This window comes from Thermococcus sp. JCM 11816, assembly GCF_055396515.1.
The window spans coordinates 1,058,368-1,077,414 of sequence record NZ_AP043741.1 but is presented as its reverse complement, the minus strand read 5'-3'; the positions used below and the strand labels follow the sequence as shown (position 1 = coordinate 1,077,414).

26 protein-coding genes are annotated in these 19,047 nt (G+C 49.7%); 3 read left to right on the top strand and 23 right to left on the bottom strand.

From position 1 onward, the window contains the following. Positions 1-164: 164 nt before the first annotated feature. Positions 165-1,481 (top strand): hypothetical protein, encoded by a 1,317-nt coding sequence (locus tag ACZ5TN_RS06110; protein ID WP_464916246.1) that lies wholly within the window; start codon positions 165-167, stop codon positions 1,479-1,481. Positions 1,482-1,543: 62 nt separating this feature from the next. Continuing rightward, positions 1,544-2,461: a hypothetical protein gene (locus ACZ5TN_RS06105; RefSeq protein ID WP_464916245.1), complete on the top strand. Its 918-nt coding sequence runs from the start codon at positions 1,544-1,546 to the stop codon at positions 2,459-2,461. On the opposite strand, the gene ACZ5TN_RS06100 is transcribed toward ACZ5TN_RS06105, so the two are convergent. Next, positions 2,430-2,579: a hypothetical protein gene (locus ACZ5TN_RS06100; RefSeq protein WP_367884552.1), complete on the bottom strand. Its 150-nt coding sequence runs from the start codon at positions 2,577-2,579 to the stop codon at positions 2,430-2,432. The genes ACZ5TN_RS06105 and ACZ5TN_RS06100 overlap by 32 nt on opposite strands. Before the next feature lie 224 nt (positions 2,580-2,803). On the opposite strand from ACZ5TN_RS06100, the gene ACZ5TN_RS06095 reads away from it, so the two are divergent. Beyond that, entirely contained in the window at positions 2,804-3,751 is a 948-nt protein-coding gene (locus ACZ5TN_RS06095) for an LEA/WHy family protein (protein ID WP_464916244.1), read from the top strand. Positions 3,752-3,768: 17 nt separating this feature from the next. Here the strand turns inward: ACZ5TN_RS06095 and ACZ5TN_RS06090 are convergent, their stop codons facing one another. The 22 genes from ACZ5TN_RS06090 to ACZ5TN_RS05985 all read right to left on the bottom strand — a co-directional run bounded on the left by ACZ5TN_RS06090 (position 3,769) and on the right by ACZ5TN_RS05985 (position 19,016). After that, complete coding sequence (locus ACZ5TN_RS06090; RefSeq protein WP_464916243.1) at positions 3,769-3,969, bottom strand: hypothetical protein; 201 nt, start codon at positions 3,967-3,969, stop codon at positions 3,769-3,771. Positions 3,970-3,982: 13 nt separating this feature from the next. Beyond that, positions 3,983-4,261 carry a hypothetical protein gene (locus ACZ5TN_RS06085; RefSeq protein WP_464916242.1) on the bottom strand — a complete coding sequence of 93 codons (279 nt, stop codon included), beginning with the start codon at positions 4,259-4,261 and terminating at the stop codon, positions 3,983-3,985. Then, a complete protein-coding gene (locus ACZ5TN_RS06080; RefSeq protein ID WP_464916241.1) occupies positions 4,254-5,222 on the bottom strand; it encodes a hypothetical protein in 969 nt (322 codons plus the stop codon). The genes ACZ5TN_RS06085 and ACZ5TN_RS06080 overlap by 8 nt, the downstream gene beginning before the upstream one ends. 148 nt (positions 5,223-5,370) lie before the next feature. Next, positions 5,371-6,678 carry a P-loop NTPase family protein gene (locus tag ACZ5TN_RS06075; protein WP_464916240.1) on the bottom strand — a complete coding sequence of 436 codons (1,308 nt, stop codon included), beginning with the start codon at positions 6,676-6,678 and terminating at the stop codon, positions 5,371-5,373. Then, positions 6,675-7,250, bottom strand: coding sequence for a hypothetical protein (locus ACZ5TN_RS06070; RefSeq protein WP_464916239.1), 576 nt, complete (start codon positions 7,248-7,250; stop codon positions 6,675-6,677). The genes ACZ5TN_RS06075 and ACZ5TN_RS06070 overlap by 4 nt, the downstream gene beginning before the upstream one ends. Before the next feature lie 170 nt (positions 7,251-7,420). Beyond that, a complete protein-coding gene (locus tag ACZ5TN_RS06065) occupies positions 7,421-8,326 on the bottom strand; it encodes a hypothetical protein (protein WP_464916238.1) in 906 nt (301 codons plus the stop codon). Then, positions 8,310-8,450, bottom strand: coding sequence for a hypothetical protein (locus ACZ5TN_RS06060; protein WP_464916237.1), 141 nt, complete (start codon positions 8,448-8,450; stop codon positions 8,310-8,312). The genes ACZ5TN_RS06065 and ACZ5TN_RS06060 overlap by 17 nt, the downstream gene beginning before the upstream one ends. A gap of 1 nt (position 8,451) precedes the next feature. Further along, positions 8,452-8,772, bottom strand: a complete 321-nt coding sequence (locus ACZ5TN_RS06055) for a hypothetical protein (RefSeq protein WP_464916236.1) — start codon at positions 8,770-8,772, stop codon at positions 8,452-8,454. After that, positions 8,769-8,894, bottom strand: coding sequence for a hypothetical protein (locus tag ACZ5TN_RS06050; protein ID WP_464916235.1), 126 nt, complete (start codon positions 8,892-8,894; stop codon positions 8,769-8,771). The genes ACZ5TN_RS06055 and ACZ5TN_RS06050 overlap by 4 nt, the downstream gene beginning before the upstream one ends. Before the next feature lie 3 nt (positions 8,895-8,897). Next, positions 8,898-9,554, bottom strand: a complete 657-nt coding sequence (locus ACZ5TN_RS06045) for a hypothetical protein (protein WP_464916234.1) — start codon at positions 9,552-9,554, stop codon at positions 8,898-8,900. Continuing rightward, positions 9,551-10,267, bottom strand: a complete 717-nt coding sequence (locus tag ACZ5TN_RS06040) for a hypothetical protein (protein WP_464916233.1) — start codon at positions 10,265-10,267, stop codon at positions 9,551-9,553. Before ACZ5TN_RS06040 ends, ACZ5TN_RS06045 begins: the two co-directional genes overlap by 4 nt. Continuing rightward, complete coding sequence (locus ACZ5TN_RS06035; RefSeq protein WP_464916232.1) at positions 10,267-10,650, bottom strand: hypothetical protein; 384 nt, start codon at positions 10,648-10,650, stop codon at positions 10,267-10,269. Before ACZ5TN_RS06035 ends, ACZ5TN_RS06040 begins: the two co-directional genes overlap by 1 nt. Positions 10,651-10,688: 38 nt before the next feature. Next, entirely contained in the window at positions 10,689-11,027 is a 339-nt protein-coding gene (locus tag ACZ5TN_RS06030) for a hypothetical protein (protein WP_464916231.1), read from the bottom strand. A gap of 15 nt (positions 11,028-11,042) precedes the next feature. Further along, positions 11,043-11,300 (bottom strand): hypothetical protein, encoded by a 258-nt coding sequence (locus tag ACZ5TN_RS06025; protein WP_054840126.1) that lies wholly within the window; start codon positions 11,298-11,300, stop codon positions 11,043-11,045. A gap of 1 nt (position 11,301) precedes the next feature. Next, positions 11,302-11,442, bottom strand: coding sequence for a hypothetical protein (locus ACZ5TN_RS06020; RefSeq protein WP_464916230.1), 141 nt, complete (start codon positions 11,440-11,442; stop codon positions 11,302-11,304). After that, the gene (locus ACZ5TN_RS06015; RefSeq protein WP_464916229.1) at positions 11,439-13,004 is read right to left on the bottom strand and encodes a S8 family peptidase; all 1,566 of its coding nucleotides are present in this window, start codon (positions 13,002-13,004) and stop codon (positions 11,439-11,441) included. The genes ACZ5TN_RS06020 and ACZ5TN_RS06015 overlap by 4 nt, the downstream gene beginning before the upstream one ends. A 15-nt stretch (positions 13,005-13,019) precedes the next feature. Further along, positions 13,020-14,351, bottom strand: coding sequence for a hypothetical protein (locus tag ACZ5TN_RS06010; RefSeq protein WP_464916228.1), 1,332 nt, complete (start codon positions 14,349-14,351; stop codon positions 13,020-13,022). Positions 14,352-14,399: 48 nt separating this feature from the next. Beyond that, a complete protein-coding gene (locus ACZ5TN_RS06005; protein ID WP_464916227.1) occupies positions 14,400-16,226 on the bottom strand; it encodes a hypothetical protein in 1,827 nt (608 codons plus the stop codon). A 165-nt stretch (positions 16,227-16,391) separates the two neighbouring features. Further along, on the bottom strand, positions 16,392-16,592 hold the full coding sequence (locus tag ACZ5TN_RS06000; RefSeq protein WP_464916226.1) for a hypothetical protein: 201 nt from the start codon (positions 16,590-16,592) through the stop codon (positions 16,392-16,394). Next, positions 16,592-17,434, bottom strand: a complete 843-nt coding sequence (locus tag ACZ5TN_RS05995; protein WP_464916225.1) for an integrase — start codon at positions 17,432-17,434, stop codon at positions 16,592-16,594. The genes ACZ5TN_RS06000 and ACZ5TN_RS05995 overlap by 1 nt, the downstream gene beginning before the upstream one ends. A gap of 113 nt (positions 17,435-17,547) precedes the next feature. Then, complete coding sequence (locus ACZ5TN_RS05990; RefSeq protein ID WP_011251215.1) at positions 17,548-17,865, bottom strand: hypothetical protein; 318 nt, start codon at positions 17,863-17,865, stop codon at positions 17,548-17,550. Continuing rightward, positions 17,862-19,016, bottom strand: coding sequence for an MFS transporter (locus tag ACZ5TN_RS05985; RefSeq protein WP_464917538.1), 1,155 nt, complete (start codon positions 19,014-19,016; stop codon positions 17,862-17,864). Before ACZ5TN_RS05985 ends, ACZ5TN_RS05990 begins: the two co-directional genes overlap by 4 nt. Positions 19,017-19,047: the final 31 nt, after the last annotated feature.

Genomic DNA, 19,047 nt, shown 5'->3' with positions numbered 1-19,047 from the left:
TAAATAAGGTTTACCGTTAAGCGACTGATTCAGTAGCCTTCTTGGGCTTTACCTTGACCTCTCTGGATTCTAAGCAGTGTTAGGGAGGTAAAACCGAAACACTAAGGTAGAGCGTAAGGATTACGTACGGAAATTATTTAAAGGATAATGTTTCAGTTTAAGTGGTGACCTCCATGAAGCCTAAACAAATGCCTCTGACTGATGATGAAAAGTTGAAGTTTAAGAAAATCTTTGAAGACTTAAGTTTAAGTACTATTGAGGGGATATATCACAAGAAATTTGGCAAAGAGTTTGAGGCAGGAAGAGAAAAAAAGAAGAAAGACAAGATTATACAAGAACTATTGAATGCAAAATGGAGTGAAGAAGAAAAAAAGGAACTGATAGATTATTATCTTGAAGTTCTGAGAAAGAGTAAACCAGTAGCTGCGTATATCTTAAAGGTTGAAGGGTCGGTGACTTGGAAGACAATAGAGGATATGGTAAAGAATAATAAGGCAAATCTGTCTCAAGATCCCATAACCCCCGGATTTGTTATTGATGATCCGGATGAGTTTAGATTTAGTTACTGGTATCCATATGTCCATGGATTCTTTACAGATACGGGTAATTATGTTAAAGTTACATATCCCGTTTTAGTGCCTTTCAAAATAGACTTTGAGAGAAATCTTCTTTATATTGAGGATTCGATTCCGTATAAGTTTATTAAGGGTGTTTCTATATTGAAAAACACGCTTTCATTGAAGAGCATCCTCAAGGAAGGAATGTCTGAAGAAGACATTAATATGAGATTCAAGAAATTTTTAGATGATATTCGAGCGATCTTAATTATTAAACAAGCTATCAGTGCTCAAAGAGAAAATACAAAGAAAATCCGGAGAAGGACTCCTCCTCAAGATTCAGAAAATCAGGTAATAAATGTTGACGAATTTGTCAGGAAATCATTCCTTCAAAGGTTACAAAAAATAAGTGAGAGTGAAAGAGAGTTTTATCTATCGCTTATTGAACTGAAATATAGAAAGGAATCTCAACAGGAGCCTATTTCATACCTTTTGAATCTACCTTTGCCAGCAGTAGTAAAAGTCAAGGATGTGTTCAGTATCAAAGATGTGGATATAGATGTCAGCGATATTGAAATAGATGACATTGAAGACGAAAAGCTCAAAGAAAAACTAAGTGGTATTGACGATTTAGTGCGGATTGAGCTAAAAGGTGATAGAGATATTTTTGAGAATGAAACTGTAAAAGCATACATAACTGCCGGGGGTAGAATTGTGGGAATCAGCGGTCTCTTGCATTATGGAATAGGCGTCTACGAGTTCTCACTAAAACATGGCGTCAATTTTAATATTCAAGAAGTTCCAGGATACATAAAAGTAAAAAGAAAAGGAAAAGAAATTATAGAAAGTGATGAAGAAAGAGAGGAGCTGGAGAATGTCTTTAACTTGTTGCTAGCTCTTTATGTTCACACCTTTATATCCTAATTGGTATTGTTCTTTTTAATTTTAATTGAAATGTAATTGCTAATGTTTCCCTGGTGAAATTTATGGCAGGAGATATTGAAATTAAGTTAGGATACAAGTTGGGATATAGCCAACATGTGATTAGTATAGTTGTTCTAGTTTTGACATTATTTACACTCAAATTACCTCTCTCAGCGGGGGATAAATTTTTACTAAAGCTTTTAGCTTCAATATTATTCTTCGTTACTATTATATATGTAACAACAATCAATTTTGAAATAATCAACGGTCATTTATCATTAATTCAGACTCAAGACAGTTATGACATGAAGGTTCTAAGCTCTCAAATACGGGAGATCGCTCTCATTCAAATTTTTTCACTGATTACATGGCTTTTTCTATATATCGGTGTTTTGATTCTTCTTATGTTTATTTTGGACATTTGGAGTTTTATAGACCCTATGAAGATAACTTTTCAAATAGGCCAAAACCTTATTAACCTCAAAGAAATTACACACCTTGTCATAATTCCCTTGGTGTTGCTTATGATTGTACACAAGTACATAGCCACCCCATTGAGTGAGAAGATTGGATTCAAAATAATACTTCATCCAAAAGATGAGCTCGTAATTGGGGAGGATTACGATGAGCCTTTAGTTATAACTATGAAGAATACTGGTATCAAAAAAATAGAGATAAAGGATCTTGTTATAGAGTTTCCTGAAAGAGTAACCCTAAAAATTGATAACAATGAGTTTGAAAAAAATCGTTTGACATTAGAGGATTTGAAAAAAGTAGGCCTTCCAACACTGTTAATTCCCAAGAAAAATGCCCAAACAATGAAAGATGGCAAATATAAAATTAAGTTGGAAATTTACTCAAAGTATAATCCTGGTCCCGAGGATCGAAAATCAAAAATTTATGATTATGTACTTGTATATGTAAGAACTGATAAGTTAGGGCCTATAACTAAATATTTAGATGCCGTAATAACAGTGTAATAACAGTGACGAGAGCCTGGTTCTCAAGCTCGAGCTTTTCTATCCTCTCGAGAAGCTTCTCGCGCTCCTCAAGAAGGGCCTGCTTTTCCTTCTCGAGCTGAGAAACATAATTCCTCATCTTCCCTGAATCATTACTTTCGCATGAAACTTGGCTAGCGGCTCGATCACTCGCGCTCCTTGCTCGTCCTGGTCGGGCATTGGTCTCAACTCCTCTATTTTATAAAAATCAGAATATTGTTGCCTTAAAAGTATTAAAACATTTTGCGGGCTTAATCAGGACTGCGAAAGTTTAATATCCAAAGGGATAAATTTGTTTAATGAAAACAAGTCGGTGGGATCGCCATGAAGAGGCTGTCCGCTGTTGTTATCCTAGCTCTTCTGCTAGTCAGCTTGGCAAGCGGTTGCACTGGTTCGGGCACAGTCAAGGAGAAGATTGAAAAGAAGGTTGAGACTCTTAAGCCTCAGATTCTCAGCGTCTCCAACCGGTGGGGCGAGATAACTCCCTCGACTTCGGAAATAATCACAGAAATCGTGGTGTACAACCCTAACTCAATCCCGATCCCAATAAAGGCCATTTCAGTGCACCTTTACATGAATGGCATTGATATGGGCGCGGGCAAGAACGTGGGGCCTGCGAGCCTCCAGCCCAAGGCCAACACGACAATAGTCCTCTCGACGAAGATTGACAACACGAAGATTCCCACATGGTGGGTTTCTCACCTCAGGAGCGGGGAGAAGACAGAGGTCATCCTGAAGGGCTCGATAACTTTTGACCTGAAGGTTACTGACTTCAAGTGGCCGTTTGAGCAAAAGACCGAGATTAGGACTGACATCCTCAGGGGCCTGTCCATGGACAATTCTTCGTTCCAGCTCGATTTGAAGATTTACAAGCCTGTTTTCTACGTGACTCTCAGGTCTCAGTGGGGCAGCATCACCTCGGAGACGACGGAGATTCGCCACCACGTGACGATCTACAACCCTCAGCAGATCCCGTTTGTCCTCTCCAACATCGGTTATGAGGTGTATATGAATGACATATTGATGGGTGAGGGCACTTTAGACGAAACTGTGGTACTCAAGCCGAGGGCAAGTACTGATGTATTGTTGAGCAGCTTTATTGACAATACTAAGCTCGGCGAGTGGTGGTATACTCATTTGAAAAATGGGGAAAAGAGCACTGTCTTGATTAAGCTGTATTGGGTCTTCGATGTCGGCGGCACTGAGATCAAGGTACCTCTGCCGATGGATATGAAGTCAGAGATAAAGACTGATATCTTAGGTGGTTCCTGACTTTTCTTTTTTAATTTTCACATAATATCGAGTTCACGCAGGATTAAGATTAAAACACCAATGGCTATTCCAAAAAGTACTATGGCTATTGCCAAAAAGCCAATATTGCTGAACATTTTCCCGAATGACCCACCTACTTTGTGCCCCACAAATATGAGAGAGACTGCAAGAAGTACTATCCAAAAAATTTGAATAATGCCCTCTTCTTTGTTGCTCATGTTCCCCACCTTCTTAGCCTTTTGAGGGATCCGTCTCTTCTTTTTTGTCAGTTCTTCCAAAAAACTTTTTCCTCTTTGGTTTGGAAGGCTTTTCGGCGCTGATTTTGAAACTGCGGATTTTTATCTTCTGGTCCTTCGCGAGTTGCTTGATTAGGTACTCGGCGCGCTCGGCGTCGCCCTCGACGTTGAGGGTGATCCAGTAGCGTCCGGGGCCGCGGACTTTGTCTTTTGTGATCTCATAGATCAGCCAGCCGGCCAGGGCGAGGGAGATGTAGAGGAACCATTCAAACATCTTCTCCGACCTCCTCCTTTATGGCTTCCTTCAGCTCGGCGAGCTTCTTCTTCAGGTATTCGACGCGGTTCTCCTTGAGGAGGAATTTCTTGCGGGCGAGCTCTGCGACCTGGTCGATGTCGATGTTCAGGATGTCACCCTTTGTGATTTCTGTGGAGCCTGTGATCTGCGGGATGATGGTGCGGAGAATCACCAGCAGGTTCGGGTCGTCCACGATGGTCTCGATCTTCGCGCGGAGGATGTCTTTCTTGAGGTATTCAGAAAGTAGCTCTTCCTTGAGCTCTCTGGCCTTCTGGTCGATCATGACCTCAGCGTACTTCTTCGTCCGCTTGTATCTGCGGTAGTACACGACAAGGCTTCCCAAGACCACAGGGAAGAGATAGGGCGTCCAGAGGAGGTACTGTTCCTCGCTCTTCTCGCGGAAGGTTTCCCAACTCCACTGCTGCGCCTGCAGTTCCTCGATCTGTCTCTCTAATTCACGTATGCGCTGGTTCTTCTCTTCGAGGGCCTGCTCGAGTATTCTGAGCTGCTTCTTCAGCTGCTCGTTCTCTACTTGTGTCATGTTGCAAAATGTGGCTTGTTGTCGGAGATATTCTATCTGTTTCTCAAGCTCAGCTCTCTCTTGCTTCTCCTTCTCAAGCTCGTTCTCGAGTTTAGCTATTATTGCCTGGCACTCCTCGACGCTTGAGCAGGTGTAATTGGCCGTGATGTTGGCCGGCTCAGGAGCTGTGGAGTTCGTCAGGTTCGCCGGGGCCGGCGCGGTGGTGTTGGTTTGGTTCGCTACGGTCACGTTGGTGGCAGTCAGGTTCTCTTCTTCTGGAAACCTCACCGTGAAGTTGAAGGGCGCGGAGACCATAAGGTAAACGTAGTCCTTGAATGGGATAACCTCGATGGTGTAGTTTCCGATTGTTTTGTTTTGGCCCTCGAATATGAGGAACGTCGAGTTTTGGTACTCGATCACCGCAGCGGTACGGTTATCTACTCTGCTCTTGTCTATAAATATGTGTATATCGTCGATATATACTTCATCACCAACATGGAGTTTGATGGCTTGGCTATACGCCGCTACGTATCCCAAAGTTCCTATTATATATAATATGAATATCAGGCTAAAAGTTAGCTTCCTCATTCTCCCACCTCTCATAAGCATCTAGAAAGTGAATTGGTGCATACTCTCCAGCCGCGGCTTTGCGGGAAATTGGGGGTCGGAGAAGTACTTTGTACCTTGTCAGCGGCCCGACGTAGATTGCCTTCTCTATTGAGAGCGTCCTCAGAAGCCTCGGCTCGACTCCAAGCTTTTGGGCGAATTCCCGAGCATACATCCTCTTGACGAACCACTCCTTGCACTCGCTGATGATACTTGGGCTTAGATCGTCATGTCTCTGTGTGTCAAGTGTCCAGGCCATGTTCTTTCCACGGGAGATCTTCACGTAGATCTGAAGTTCCTGCCTCATGAGCGTCTGAAAGTAGGAGAGTTTTTCGATGATGTCTCTTGGAGAACTCGGCGCGAGGAGGTTTGCGTCAGCAACAAAGAAGCTCATGAGGTAGTCGCGCTTGAGGTTGCCGATCCAGTTTGAGTACACCGTGACGAGTATTGCAAAGGTCCATATGTATCGGTCTTCAGGCCTCTCGATGAAGTGTGTTGTGAAGACGCTGATCTCCTTTGGGTTCTTCATCATCTCGTTGAGAGTAACCCCGTTCTCGACTTCCAGCCCTTTCAGGACATGGTAGAAGCGGTTGATCTTCATGAGTGTGTTGTCTATGTTGACGTTTGTCCCTTCTCCGATCTCCTTGACGTAGTTCTTGAACTCCTCGATGTTCCTCTTCTTCCGCTTCTTGACTGTGTTGACGTACTGGTCATATGCATCGGCAACGATCAGGCCCTCAATCGAGCCTGTTGGGAGCGTCCTCGCGATGATGTCAATCAGGTCGGCCTCAGTGAAGACTAGGGGTTTGAAGAACCCAATCCCTGGATGATCTCCATACTTCCGAAGGAAGCCAATGAATCGTGGGGTGGCCGGACTGTACACAACGGCCCTGAATGGCCACTCATTGAGGTCCTCAATATCAATCCCGAACTTTTCGAGCAGGACTCGGCGCATCCTGCTGTCGTTGTTGGGGAGGTTCATGAAAGCTCGCTCTGATTTGGCCTCAAGCGCGGGTTCTATTTCGAAGACCTTGCGGCCCCTCAGGAAGTCGATTTCCATCAGTGTTTGGGCGAGGGTCGTCTTTCCGGCTCCAGTCTGCCCCATTATGAGCCTGTGGCTTGGGCCGCTTAGGGGGTAGGCGAGTTTGCCCCTTTTGGTGAGGCCAAAGGCCAGGAGCGGGTTCTCTGAATATGAAGTTTTTTCTTCATACCTATGCAAATCTTCCTCCAGCACGTCCCGGGGCCAGATCTCCTCGAGGTTCGCTCTCATTCATCTGCTCCCTCCAGGGTCTGCTCAAGAAGTATCTCCTCGAGCTGGCCGAAGATGTCGTCGAAAAGCTCCCACAAGGCGTCTTCAATCCCTGGCCGGAGCTTTAGCCCATTCTCACCCCTCACCACGTAGCCCTCGAGGATGAGAAACTTCATGGCCTTGCTGATTGTTGACTCATCTCTTCCGAGTATTTGGGCGATACCTTGAGATGTCATCTCTCCATGGATCAGTAGAGTCATGAGGATCTTCGTCCTCAGGTGGGCTTTTCTTCCGAAAACGCGCCTCATCGAGTTGATTTTCTCTTCAACGTCCTCGCCAGAATAGATGCCTTTAAATGCATACTCGAGGGCTTCTTTCAGGCGCTCGATGGTTTCGAAGGCGAGCTCGAGCTTCCTGGTGACGTAGATGTTCGGCAGTTCCCTGGCTTCCTTTTCTGTTGCCTCGGCCTTCTTTGCAACCGTCTTAGCTATGTCAATGTACTTTTTCTCCGGTGTGAGTTTGGCGTTCTTGGAGCGCTCTATAATGACGTCTATACTCCCCACTAACCCTTTTGATGAGTTTCCCACTACCACCTTAAGGACCCCCTTTCTTTTCCTCAGTCAGGATGCGTCAACTTGGCGTGGGGTATACGCCAACTCACCTCCGCGGTGTTCTGGCCCGAATAGGGCCATCCAGGGGGCCGGACCGTTCGGAATCCCTACTTGGCCCGATGCCCCTTTCTGGATGGCAAAAATGGGAGAGGTCAAAGCTCTCCCTCCTTTTTGAGTGCGTCTATGATGGCAGTCAGCTCTTCTTTCCTCATCTTGCCCATCTCCGCGAAGAAGCCCTTTCCGAGGACTTCCTTCATGATCCTTAGGGCGTCCTCGTAGCCCTTCTCGCGCAGGCTGTCGAAGAATTCCCTTGGCAGGGCCGCGATCGTCCTGGCTAATTCGTAGCCTTTCTCGGCGTAGGCCCTCAGTGCGGTGTTCTCTGCCTTGAGGTATTCTATCTCCTTGAGGGCGCGGAGGTATAGCTCATCTCCAATGTTCACGGGTTCCCAAACGTAGACTGGAATCTGTTCTCCGGTGGTTTTGTCAACCTCGTAGTAGGTTGGCCTGCTCGGCTTCTTCGCCGCGATTATTCTTGTGTTCCCATAGCCGAATATTGCGTCGCCTGGAATGAAGTGAACTGTCCCATCCCACTGCTGTGAGAGAAGGGACTTGTTCGGATAGACTCTCCACCCGAGCTCTGTCTCGAGGATGTGGGGCTTTATCCTGCGGCTTTTGACTTCTTTTGATGTGAATGGTAGCTTTATTCCAAGAAGCGGCTTTTCCTTGACCCAAATTTCCAGCTCAGGGCTGGTGAGCGGTATGAGCCTCTTTGAGCGGGCCTTCGCACTCTCGACCCACGTGGCCCTCATGAACTCGACGAAGAGGATTGAGCCGAGCAGGACGTAGAACGAATATCTCGGTTTGGATAGGGCTTGGTGGATCTGGACGAGCGTGTCATAGAATCCTGGAAATGCGAGCATGATTAGGCCGACGGCTATTCCGGCGCCGATTCCGAGCAGTGTGAACTTGAGTATCCTGCTTTTCTGACTGTCTTTTCCTTCGACCTTCGCCGCGAGCTCGGCGCGGATGTCTTCTCTGACTTCAGGCGCGGCTTCCATGACCTCCACCCCTCTCAAGCTGTTTCAGTTCTCTGTTGACGCGGGCAAGCTCTTTCTCAAGCTTCGTGATGACCTGGTGAAGGATCTCGCGCTTCCTCTTGAGGTACACCTTCCTGCTGACCATTTTAGTCACCCCCTATCAAACCAACTAGGAAGGCGAGGGCTGTGGGCACGATGTAGACCCCCCACATCAGGCCGAGGATTGGGCTGAAAAGGAATGACAGGGCTGGCGAGCCGAGCAGGAGGATCAGGCCCAATGGGATGAATTCAACGTCGAGGAACTTCCAAGCGACAATGACAGCGCCTAGCATGACAATTCCAGAAACTATCGGGTAGAGGAACCAGAAGAAGACGGCCCCTGGAGAGTTTGTGCTCTCAGGAGGTATTAGTATGGCAAAGGGCACAATGTAGGCGAGTGCAAGGAGGATGCCGCTCTTCAGGCTCATATGCTCGCCTCCTTGCGGTGGTTCCCAAGGTCTTCTTCAATTGCCCACATCAGGAGCAGGCCAAACACTACTCCAAACCCAAACGCGACCTGTGGGGAGAGTATGTTAAGGAAATCGAGCATTTTTCACCCCCTCCTGACAAGATAGAGCGACCCAATCAGGTGCTTGAACGTCACATTTACCGTCTCAACACCGCTAAAACCTTCAAACTCGCTGAAATCAAGCGTTTTTGTCGTGCCGTTTGCGTAGAGAACTCTTACCGAGCCGTTCTGGAGAATCGTGACGTTTTGGACAGAGAGGTCTTGAGCACTCGGCAGGTTGTAGGCGATGTATGCTTTGCCTGCCTTTCTCCAGCCGTGGCCGGGCTTCCAGCTGAAGTCCCATACAAAGAACGCTCCGATCCAGCCGTCGCCGACTGGTGCTTTCTTCCACCAGATGTCGTTGTAACTATCATCCTCGACAGGAAACGCGAAGATGCCGAAGTAGACCTTCATGACCCGGACTTTGACATCAACGTCTGTTGGTATGAGCACGTTCCAATAGATGCGGCTGTCGTTGAGCTGGACAATGTAATCCGGGTTCCAGAAGTGTTCGCCTTTTATGATGAAGCTCTCTCCGACCTTGAGTCCCTTGTAACCATCAACGGGCATGACTTCGCGTTTGAAGAGTTCGAGAGCCTTGTCAGTTGTCCCCTTGAGCAGGTTCTTCAAGCTCCAAGCCGAGACGGCTGGAGTGGCGAGGATAAGGATCAAGACTACAACTGCGAGTGCTTTTTTCCTCATTCTGTCACCTCCAGGAGGATGAATACCGCCACAAGGACAGCCCCAAGCGGGCCGAGAACTCCCAAAGCGTGTTGGTGCTGATTGTACAAGAAGTAAGCCACGACGTCGTCAAGCCAAATGATGAAGCCTGCCACAAAGGCCGTCACTGCTACAAAGCCACCGGTGAGCTTCTTCATAATGATGCCGAAGATCATGATGGCGATGCCCCAAATGAGGTGAGTGACTCCAAAGACATGCATCATGCCAAAGGCGATAACGAACGCGAGAACCATAGCAATGAAGCTCTCTCCGTCGTACTCGAAGCCCGAACGGAGCCCTTCGACGAGGATTATCAGCGCGGCAGGAAGCGCAACGAAGAAGGCGAAGGTAGTATCGTACTGGTCGGGGCCGTTGGGTAAGGTGACTGGCATGATGTAGTACAGCAGGAGGCTGATGAACGTCCCGAGGCCCGCGAAGTAGAGCGCTCCGCGGAAGGTCCCCTCGTCGTAGTCCGTGATGCTCATGAGGACTGCGAAGCCGAGCATTCCCCCCGCGGCGTAGACTAGGTGGTAGTAGTCTCTTGCCACAAAGGCGAGAATGAGCATGAGTACTGAAGCCCCTAAGGCCCTCGCGTCTTGGCTGATGAGGAAGTAGACTCCCCACGCTAATGCAACGATGAAGACTGAGAAGATGATGCCCTGACTGCTAGCCTGTGCAAGAGAAGCCGAGTACATCAGGGCTCACCTCCTACCTGAACGGCCTGCTTGATTGCCCCAATATCTCCGTGGGCGATAGGCCCTAGAAGGCCGAGCGAGTAGAGGACGATGAGTATGACGACGAGGATGACGATTGCTTTCCCGACTGCTCCAAAGACATAGCCACCAAGGAGAGTTAGGTACAGGAAGAGGGCCGTCCAGAGCCGGATGCCGAGCCAAGGGCCGATGTTGATGACCGGTGAAAGCATGAGCTGGCCCTGGTTGCCTGATAGATCCCACAGAAAGAGCAGGGCCACGATGATGAGGCTGATGAAGAATGCCATCTCGCCTGACGAGTAGAGCATCGTCGCTAGCCCAAAGACGATGATCGCCGTGAGGATGATGATGCCGGTAAGCGCCATTTTCTCACCTCTCGCATGGAATTTGGAAAAAAGAAAGATCAACGGAGGAAGCCTTCACTCTCGTAGCCGAAGCTTGAGCCTATTGCCGCTCCAATCACCCCTAAGAACCCGCCGAGGAGTGCTGGAATCCACCCTGATCTCCATCCCCAAATGAGCCAGAGTACCAGTCCTGGAATGATGAAGAACGCTAGTCCAATTCCTACCACGAGAGTGTTGATGAGATACCACATGAAGCTGTGCCAATCGCCATTGTAGTGTATCATGATGAAGATTGCCAGGCCCCAAACGAGTAGTGTTAGGAACAGGCCGATTATGTCCAAAATACCAAACTTTGCAAAAACTGGAAAGGTTAGCAGACTCGGAATTGATATGTCCACATCACCACCTCCTTTTCAGATCCACCCCATATGGTCGGCTATTACGACAAGAGTCGCCGTCGGGAAGATGTCAAAAGGTGCCGGAATCAGGCCGTCAATGCTGTTTGCAGTTGCCGCGAGAATGTTATCTGTCAGGACGTAGGCCACGAAAGCGTTGATAGGAGTCTCTATGAGGTCTCCGACTCCTGGAATGAGATTTAGGGCGTCAATCAGATCGGCGAGGATTGCTATGAGGAGTTTAACTGGAAACGGGAGGTCTTCTAGGCCGAACATCTCAATCCACCACCTGGTCAACCAATCGTAGTATGAGCGCTATTGCGATCGCTGATGCGACGCTTTTCAGGAACTGGTCAACGCCTATGAGGGCTATTGTAAAGATGAGGATGATGAGGAGGAAGATGATGAACTTCTTCATGGTATCAGCCTCCTGAACCAGTCCCAAATGCTCTCCTTCGGCGGTTCTGCATTCACGGCAGCGTAGGCGTCAACGAGGCCAGCTCCTGACCATGTGGGCAGGGCGTTGATGCCCTCAAGGGGAATCGCCGTCTTTTCGAGAACGAGCTTGACCGACTCGGGCGTCAGCGTGCCGTACTTCTGGAGAACCAACGCGACTACTCCAGAGACGTGCGGGGTGGCCATACTGGTTCCTGACATTGCTATGAGGCCGTTTCCGCTTCCCGCCTTCGCGGCGACTATCTTCACTCCTGGCGCAGCTATGTCGGGCTTGACCTCAGTGCTCAGTCCAGGACCCTTCCCGCTGAAGCTGGCGACCTTCATGTCTCTATCCACTGCCGCTACTGTGATAGCGTTAGGCGCTACTCCTGGCGTGTCTATGACAACGAACTCGTTTCCAGCCGCGATGACGACGGGAATGTGTTCCTCTCTGATGAGTTGTTCAACTTTCTGAACCATAGGGTCGCGTGGAGAACCGAACGGACTTCCGAGGCTCATACTCACGACGAGAGGCTCGTTCGGGTGCTTGTGGTGCCATTCAACCACGTAGTCAAGGCCCTGAATGATCTGAGTCATCGTTCCGCTCCCGGCCTTGTTCAGAACCTTGACTGCCAGAATATTTGCCTCAGGCGCCACACCACTCACGTAAACGATGCGACCGTCCACGTTTGCCTTGACTGGCCTTCCAGCTGCTATGCTCGCTACGTGGGTTCCATGGCCGTTTAGATCCTTGCTCGGCTCGTCCGTCACGAAGTTGGCGAAGCCAACACAGGCCCCTTTTAGCATTGCATGCTCACAGTCAACGCCGGTGTCAACCACTGCGATCGTGACGCCTTTTCCAGTGATGCCATCCTTTGACCAAGTCAAATCCGCTTTTATCAACTTGATATTCCAGTTTGTGTTTGCAACCTGTTCGGGAGTGATGTTCCCCTGAAGGAAGGCCGCGCTAACGTTCTCTATCTTCGTTGGCCCATTGGCAACGTAGAGGTCAGGCCAGACCTCGCGGATGTAGAAGCGGTAGGGGAAGTCAAAAGCCTGGTTGTAAACGAGGTTCTTGATAAGGCTTGGGCGGGCGCTGATACTTATCGCGTTGATGCCGTCGTCAACGTAGAGAACCTTTGCTCCAACTGCCTCGAGGGCCTCTTTCATCCTGTCATTTGGCTTCACCCAAGTGATGATAATCCACTGCACCGGCTCGTCGTTCTGCACTTTTTCCTTGAAGGCATTGAGCCAGTCAAGAGCCATATCCGTGAGGTTGGCCGAGGCCTGGATCGAGCCCGTGACCCAATTCCAGAACTGTTCGTCCACGAAGATCCCGGTATTTGTTTCTGTGAGTCCTGCTGAGTTGAAGCGCCACTTCTTAAATTCAATGAGAGCCTTGTTCACGTAGTCTGAGATTGTGAGTGATGGCATTTCGAGAGCGGGCGTGTTGGCGGTCTCGTTGAAGCTGCTGTCAGCTACTGCAACGCTGAGGGTAGAAAAAAGCAACACTGAAATAATGAAGAGCGCTGGAAGGGCCTTCATTGTTCAGGCCCTCCTTCAAGAGCCCTCTTCCTCGTCAAGGCCGAGGATGCTTGCCCAATCAATTGAAGGCTTGAATAGGCCGCGCCCACTTGGCTGTAGTATGGGGTTGAATCCTCTAAAGTCCTCGCTGGAATACGCGAGGTCGCGGAGATCTCTGTCCCTAAACTCATAGCTGTTGGGGAACTGGATGTCGCCGAGCGCCTTCTTAATCTCCCATCTAAATAATTCAAACCGAACCATGTTGCCGAGCTGGAGCGTCCACTTGCCAAGAATCTTCCCAATATCATCTATGTTCACGTTCTTGTTCCAGATATCGCCGCTGAAGATCTCCTCCTCTTTCCCATAGAGGCCCCAAAAGTATGTCGTCCTCTTGATTATCTTTACATCCATATGGGCTTTGTCTACCGCTTCCCACCAGTGCTCGCGGCCCTGGACAGGTATAATGTAATAGTCCGTTGCCTTGATGCCGAGGTTTGCAAGAGTGCTCTTGTCCCAAAGGACGAACGCTTTGTATCTGTCGTGGTCTTTGAAGGTAACAGTCTTTCTAATGTCGTTCCCGAGAACCCTTATCTCTCCGAGAGTGTTGTTGAAGTCGAGAACGCTCGCATCTTTTGAGTAGATGAAGAGGTTGTACTCGTTGCTGTCATCACTGCTCTTGACGAAGACGACCCAATCGTCAACACCGTCTCCCGTCAGGTCGTGCTTCCAGGAGAAGATTCCGTCTCTGTCGTCGTCAGTCAGGGTCTGCGTGCTCAGGTTGCCGAGGTCAAGGATAGCGCCGAGGTCTGAAAGCCCTCTGATAGTGAAGCTCTGGCTTCCAATCTCAATCGTGTCTCCATCCCTGACGCCAGAGCGGAGAACCCAATACGGGCCGCCAGCGATCCAGACCTGGAGCTCAAGAGTCGCGTTGTCAACGACGGTGTTGGTAGTGCTGTTCTGCGCTATGGCCTCGATCTTAAGAGTGTACATGCCAGGAGTAACGTTTGAGACGTTGATTGTGGCTGTCCAGAGGCCCGGCGTAGAAGTGTTCGTGAAGGTGTAAATGTCGGCAACGCCATCGCCAGTCATGTCGAGGGCGTTTCCATACTCGTCAATGAACTTTCCAGTCACGCTGATGCTATCAGCGCCTTGGATGTTGTCGAGGGCGAAGGGCTCACCGCTAGAAGTCAGGATAGTCAGGTTGAGAGTCGCGGGATAGCCTTCGACGATCTCGACTGGAAGGTCTTCAGGCTCGGTGATTGCGTTGCCCCACTCCGTCTCGGTGATGGTCGCCGCTCTCACTACGGCAAAGACGGAAAACACAACCAGGAAAACGGCCAGCAGGCCGAAAGCTTTCCTCCACCTCATCTTTCATTCACCTCGATACGAGTGATTATAGTGGCGCAAACAACCAAGTCAGCCACCTCCAAAGCCGAAAAAGCTCTTAATCATCTTGACCATGCTCATGATCCTGTCCAGAATGCTCTTCCACCAGCTCGTCTCCTTGTTGTAGAAGACTTTGATCTCTGCCTGTCCGCTCACAAAGGCTTCGGCTGGAACCTTGACAGCGATGGTGCCATCCTCAAGTTCCTCAACCTGCAGGGTCGCCCGTGAGCCGGTGAGAGCTACTGCTTCAACAACATCATCAACGTCCTCGACGTCCTTGAGCGGGACGTAGATCGTGACGTTGCTCACGTCAGCGTTGCTTGAGACCTTGATGACCCTGACCCAAGTGTCAGCCTTGCCCTTCGCGGCGTTCTCGGCCATCTTTTGAGCAGTCTGCCAGTCGAGGATGTTTCTAAAGTCTTCGAGCTTCGCCGGGAAGTTCAGCTCTTCTTTCGAGAGCGTCCAGATACTTCTGATCCAGTGAGTACTGATCTCACCAGGCTCAAGCGTGTCGGTGCGGATGAGGTAAAGTTCAGTTGAGTTATCATTAGGCCTCCAAGAAACCATGCGGACGCCGTCGAGTTCGAAGTCCGGGAACTGGAGAACGCTGAAGCCGAGTGCGGTCGGGTCGAGAGAATAAACGACGTTCAGCTTTGCACCGGTCGGGTTGGTGACCTTGAACTCGCGCTCATAGACATATGTTTTCTGTTCCTCGTCGAGGATTATGACGTTGTCGAAATCCCCTTTAGTGCGGACTGTTTCGAATTGGATTGGCAGATTGAACTGGATTTTGTCAGCTCTATACCAGTAGTGGCCCTGGTAGTAGAACGGAGCATTGGTGTAGTCGCTCGTGAGCTTCTCGGCGCTCGTGATGCTCATGTTGACCGCGCTCTCAGGAACGGGCACGTATCCGTTCGGGTCGGTCGTGCTGACCTCAAGCCCTGCATAGAAGGTCGCCCTGTCTCTGGTCAAGTCAATGAGCGGGCTGAAGATCTGGCGGAAGTTTGCGGGCTCGGAGAGCTTCTTGCGGCCTGCACGATAGAGCAAGTTGAGTTCGTCGTCACTCAGCTCTCTATCGTAGATCCTTGCCTCATCAACGTCCCAAACGTGCCTTCCCGAATAATCGTAATCACCAATCCTAACGTTCGTCAGGACAAGACTGTCAACACCTCCAAGGCTCGCGAAGCTAGCACACGTCCACTGCCAGTCATCGACACGCAAGCAGATCTGCTTCGTGTTGAAGTCGACCTTTCCCTGATAGAAATGCCACTCTCTGATGTTGATGTCATTCACCTGTACACTGACCTGAGTGGTGTCATTCCTGATGCGGAATGCTACTCCTTCACTGCTGTCCTCCCCTACCGAACTACCAGTGATGAACTCCAATCTAATATTCCAGTTCCAGTACACTCCGCCCGCTTTGTTTGAGTCCCACCCTAAGACGATGTCCGGGAACTCCCACGTAGCATCGTCCCTCACAAGTCTTGCCCACGCTGTGTACACTATGACTCCACCACCGATACTCAGCCCCGACTTTGCAACATAAGTGCCACCTGTGAACTCAAACGCGTTCAAGAGTTTTCCAGAAACGAGTTTTGGATACCCTGTCGTCGAAGATGTAATCGTCGCATTCGTCAGCGCCCCGTTGTAGTAGCAAGGTGTCGTGTTCGTGCTCGCATCGTACGCGTCCAGCCCGCAGAACAGCGTCACGTCGCTGAAGCTTGAGTCCTCTGGAACAATGACCCACTTTGGCAGGTCAATTTTTGGAGAGTGTGTATCTGCGGCGCTTGCCGTGCCCGCCAGGGCCGCGAGAAAGAGAGCCACTACTACCAAGCCAGAGAGTTTCTTCCAGTTCACATCCACATCCCTCCGGAGGGTTGCTCGGCGGCCTCATCGCCGCGGGCGTGGCCGCCCTGCCGGCTCGGCCTTGCTGTGAATTTGAGAGAAGTGATTTGAGCGAAAGAGACTTCTCAACGTGTTACTCACAAAAAAGAAAGCTAAAATACATTGTAACAAAAGAAATCACAAGAGAAGCTTTTTCACGAAGTCCTCGAATTTCTGCGTCGGTTTTCGCCTGCCGTCCGCATCTATGATAACATAGCGAGGATCGTCGCCATGGATGGAACAGTATAGGTTGAACAGGCGCCATACTCTCATGTGATTGAGACCATACTTCCTCGCGATACCCCTAATCGAGACAATCCGAATCCGATCCAAAAACATCACCCCTCCAAAACCTTCTTTAGCTCCCCAACAATCTCAGCGTATTCCCTATCAGCGTGCCTTTCGAGGAGAGAATAATCAGCATCCAGAACCTTCTTCGGAACCCTCCCCTGGATGTAGTTGATAACCGCCGGCTGAACCTTAAGTTCAACAAGGTAATCTGAGAACCAAGTCCTGATGTGGCTTGCATTCAGCCGGCCATAGCGCAGGTACTTCTTTGCCATGTCATAGGAGTAGTTGCTCCTGAACAGCTCACCTGCCAGCTCGGCCGGCATGTAAACATAGAACATTGACTTCGTACCTTCGTGGTAGAATAGTGCGTACTTTGCTATGCCTTTGTCCTTCAGTACTGTCAGCTTCTCGGGTGTGTAATTGTTGAGAAGCAGCTCGACCAGGTGCTTGAGTCTCGCACCACTGAGGACAAGCAACTTGTAGAGCAGAACCTCCTCGGGCCGACCATATTTCTTGAAGTACTCGTACCCCTCGCGGATCTCCTCGGGGAGAATGTGAAGCTTGCGGACATTTGCCTCCTTGATTTTGATGATCCTCTTGAGCTTCATATAGAGCTCGCCGGAGATGACATCGTGGTCATAGAGGAAGCCAAAGAACTTCCTGAGAGCCTTTCCATAGTTTCTCTTTTGGCCTTCTGTTATGTATGCCCTGCGAAGTTCCTCAGTTGTGCTGATTTTGTGAGCACCGAAAAAGCGGTTGAGCGCGCTTAAGTAGTCTTTCGCCGTAGATTCTGCAACTTCTGCAAAGAGAGCCTCTGCAAACTGCTCCTTATACCTGACCCACAACTCATTGAACTCTACCGGCCTTCCAAGCCGGTGACCCGGGTTCAAATCCCGGCCACCGCACCACAAAACGTTTTTATCACGTTTCTATCCAGCACTTCTTGTTAGGAGTTTCCCGTGTATTCTTTTCAGTGGATAAGGGTTAGCTGAATACCTTTGGGCTATGTTCTCTCAAGTTCATCCCTTACCTCTTCATCGAGGAGAACCGCCAGGATTAGGCCTGCAAGAAGAGACAGAGTAATAGACGAGGCCGACGGCATCCCAATCGTCCAGATAATCCCAAAGACAAAGTCAAGCAGTGCTATATAAACGGAGAATCTTATCAGGTTTCTTACTCCTCTGAAGATCCCCACTGCAAGAACACCATGGATCAGACCAATGAGGAGCAGTATCCAGTCCGGGCCCCTTAAGAGAGCTAATCCACTGAAGAAAAGGGCGATTAAAAGAAAAGCAAGGAAGAGGGTTGTTCTGGCCTTCATTCTCCGAGCTCCTCCACTGGGAGTCTCATTCTTGAGACCGTTACCAGTGTCAAGATGCCGAGGAGCGGCATTAATGTGAGCTCAGCAAGGGCGAGCTTCTCGCTGATGGAAGCCAGGGCTTCTGTGACCGATGGAGCTATGGCGTTTGCAGAGTTTGAGATGAGGCCAAGGGCGAACGAAGCTTTTGGATAGATGCGCTTTGGATAAGTGGCGGGGGCACTCGTCCAGAAAGCCGGCCCCGTCCCCTGAAGGGCACCAACGAGTACAACGCTCGCGAGAGCCATGGCATAGTTCCCTGCAAGCATTGCCTTTGAGTAGAGGATAAGCCCGATGAAGGCTATTGTGTAGGATATCATCATGACCTGTACGATGGCTTTGAAGAGTCCCCTTGGAGTGGTGTTCTTCTTGGATAGCTGGAAGCCGACGAAACCCATGGCTATGCTCCAGAGGGCCTTTGAGACGTTGAGGGTCGTGCTGAGGTTGGAGACTTGGTCTTTTGTCCAGCCGAGGTCGTAGCCGAGGCTCGCGGAGAAGCCGACTATCGTGAATATCACCCACAGGGCCGGGAAGAAAGTCAGACCAAGGACCCACGTGAAGGGCATCTTCCAGATGTTCACGTCGCTACCCGTCTTCTCAGGGATGATCTCAAAGTCCTCAACGAGAAGCCACCAGAGGAGCAGGACGGCGTACATTATGATTGCAGTTACAACGAAGCCCATCTTCCAGCCAACCGCTTCGACGAGGTAGCGGGCGCTAATGCTTCCGAAAACCCCGCCCCAGAATATTCCAGAGAGGATTATGCCCTTGGCGAAGGGTCTTTCTGCGACAAAGAAGCGTGCTATCTGGGTGCTGAAGAGCGGGACAAGGCTGACTACAAAACCCTGGATGAAGCGGAGGGCAACGACGAGGTACCAGTTGCCCACGTAGGGTATGAGGAGCTGTGGAATCGCGGCCCAGCTGAGTGCTATCGCGACGCTCCTCTTAAAGCTCCCCTCGTAGAGCTTTGTGTGTCCGAGCAGGAAAGCGACGAAGAGACCAAAGACGTAGGCAACGTGCTGTAGGTCATAGGCCGAGTTGCTTATTCCAAAGTGGCTGATAATATCTGGCTTTGCAACTCCCATCATGCTCAGCGTGCCAAAACCCGCCGTCATGACGAGCGTGTCCAGTATGACCGTTTTCCAC